The organism is Streptomyces sp. NRRL F-5123 (genome assembly GCF_000721495.1).
Classification (GTDB): Bacteria; Actinomycetota; Actinomycetes; order Streptomycetales; family Streptomycetaceae; genus Actinacidiphila.
The window spans coordinates 1-2,478 of sequence record NZ_JOHY01000131.1; the positions used below are offsets into that span (position 1 = coordinate 1).

The window sequence follows — 2,478 nt, forward strand, 5'->3', positions numbered from 1 at the left end:
GTCCGAGACCACCCCGCCCCCCACCTCCACCCCTCCGCCGGACTCCCCGACTCCGTCCGAGCCGCCCCCGACCGGCTGACCCGCTGTCAGTGGGGGGCGCTAGCGTCCCCTCCATGACGAGCGAACCGAGCTGGCTGGAGGACACCCGGGCGTCCTACGACACCGTCGCCGAGAGCTACACGGAGTACGTCCGGGACCTCCTCGACGACCTCCCCCAGGAGCGGGCCGCCTTCGGGCAGTTCGCGGACCTCGTACGCGCCAACGGCGACGGCCCCGTAGCCGACGTCGGCTGCGGCCCCGGCCACGTCACCGCCTACCTGCGCCACCTCGGGCTGGACGCCTTCGGCATAGACCTGTCCCCCCGCCTGATCGAGATCGCCCGCCGCGACAACCCCGGCGTCCGCTTCGAGGTCGGCACCATGACCGACCTCCCCTTCCCCGACGCATCCGCCGCGGGCCTCCTCGCCTACTACTCCCTCATCCACATCCCCGACGACGTGATCCCCCAGGTCCTCGCCCACTTCCACCGCGTGCTGCGCCCGGGGGCGCCGCTGCTCCTGGGCTTCCACGTCGGCGACGAGTCCCGACTCAAGACCGAGGGCTACGGCGGCCACCCCATGCGCGTCCATGTCCACCGCCGCCCCCACACCCGGCTCGCGGCCTGGCTGACCGCGGCCGGCTTCACCGTGGCCTCCCACGAGACCCCGACCTCGGCGGAAGGCTCCGCGGGCGGCATCCTCCTGGCCCACCGCGCCTCGGCATAGCGGTCCGGGGCCGTCGCCCTCCAGCGTGTAACGCCTCCGGCGGGGACCACCACCCTTCCCCCGGGGCGGCCGGAGCGGTACCCGGCCCATCCACGCCCGGCGCCCACGGACGGCCACGCACCCGCACGGGCGGGCGGGCAAGAACAACCCCCTACGGAAGCGTCAGCACTCGCGTCCCCTCCGCCGTAACGGCGACCGTGTGCTCGAAGTGCGCCGCCCTGCTCCCGTCGTCCGTCCGCAGCGTCCACCCGTCCGCGTCAGCGTGGTAGGCGTCCGAACCGCCCGCCATGAGCATGGGCTCGATCGCGAGGGCCAGCCCGGCCCGCAGGGGGAAGCCCCGCCCCGCGCGGCCGCGGTTCGGCACGTGCGGGTCCTCGTGCATGCGGCGCCCGATCCCGTGCCCGCCGAAGTCGGCGGGCATACCGCACCGCGCCTCCTCCGCCACGCGTCCGATCGCGGACGAGACGTCGCCCATCCGGTTACCCGCGACGGCCGCGGCGATGCCCGCCTCCAGGGCGCGAACGGTCGCGGCGACGAGCTCCTCGTCGCCGGGCCGGGGCGTGCCGACCGAGAAGGTGATCGCCGCGTCGCCGGTCCAGCCGTCGAGTTCGGCGCCGCAGTCGACACTCAGCAGGTCGCCGTCGCGCAGCCGGTAGTCCGTCGGGATGCCGTGCACGATCGCGTCGTTGACGGACGCGCAGATCACACCCGGGAAGGGCGTCGGGGCGAAGGACGGCCGGTAGCCGAGGAAGGGCGAGGTCGCACCGGCCTCCTCGATGACGGTGCGGGCGGCTTCGTCGAGTTCGAGCAGCGACACGCCGACGCCCGCGGCCTCCCGCGTCGCGGCGAGCGCGCGGGCGACGACGCGGCCTGCCTCGCGCATCGCGTCGATGGCCGCGGCGGTCTTGATCTCCACCATGGGGCACAGCCTCCAATACTCATACCGGTATTTGTTTACCGGTATTAGTATCACAGGCATGGTGAGAACTCCTTTGACCCCCAGCGAGCGCCGCCGCGGCGAGCACTTCGGCGCGCTGCTGCGCGCGGCACGCGGCGACCGCAGCATGGTGGAGATCGCCGCGGCCGCGGGCGTCTCCGCGGAGACGCTGCGCAAGATCGAGACGGGCCGCGCCCCGACCCCCGCCTTCTTCACGGTGGCGGCCCTCGCCACGGCCCTCGGCATCTCCCTCGACGCCCTCGCCGCCGCCTGCGCCCTCGACGCCGCCGCGTCCGAAACGGAGGAGCTCACGGCGTAGCCCTCGGGCGGCGCCCCGTCCCTGCCCCTTGCGGTGGGCGTCGTGCCCTTCCCCCGGGCGGGAGGCTGGTCGCGCAGTTCTCCCCCAGAGCTTCGCCTGGGAGGTACCCCCACGCGCCCCTAAAACGCTCGCCGTCCCCGCAGCAGCCCTTGCCGCGGAAACGCGCCCCCACCCCGAGAACACCACCCCCACCGGCGGGCGGCCGCCGACGAGCCCCCGGGAGGGGGCCGATGACCCCACCTACCTCGCTCCCACGGGCGGTCGGGCGCCGAAGGGACACCGGGGAGGGGGCGGCCCGCCCTGCTCTTCCCCACCCCACGGGCGGTCGGGCGCCGAAGGGACACCGGGGAGGGGGCGGCCCGCCCTGCCCTTCCCCACCCCACGGGTGGTCGGGCGCCGAAGGGACATCGGGAGGGGAGGACGGTCACCCGCCCACCCCTGCCTCCACCGGCGGGAAC

At 74.8% G+C, this 2,478-nt stretch carries 3 protein-coding genes; 2 read left to right on the top strand and 1 reads right to left on the bottom strand.

The window, feature by feature from the left end:
- The first annotated feature begins 113 nt into the window (after window positions 1–113).
- Window positions 114–764, top strand: coding sequence for a class I SAM-dependent DNA methyltransferase (locus IH54_RS0138415; RefSeq protein WP_031526140.1), 651 nt, complete (start codon window positions 114–116; stop codon window positions 762–764).
- A gap of 151 nt (window positions 765–915) precedes the next feature.
- Here IH54_RS0138415 and map read toward each other — a convergent pair whose 3' ends face one another.
- Window positions 916–1,683: a type I methionyl aminopeptidase gene (gene map, locus IH54_RS0138420; protein ID WP_031526142.1), complete on the bottom strand. Its 768-nt coding sequence runs from the start codon at window positions 1,681–1,683 to the stop codon at window positions 916–918.
- Window positions 1,684–1,741: 58 nt separating this feature from the next.
- Between map and IH54_RS0138425 the strand changes: the two genes are divergently transcribed.
- A complete protein-coding gene (locus IH54_RS0138425; protein WP_031526144.1) occupies window positions 1,742–2,020 on the top strand; it encodes a helix-turn-helix domain-containing protein in 279 nt (92 codons plus the stop codon).
- Window positions 2,021–2,478 lie beyond the last annotated feature (458 nt).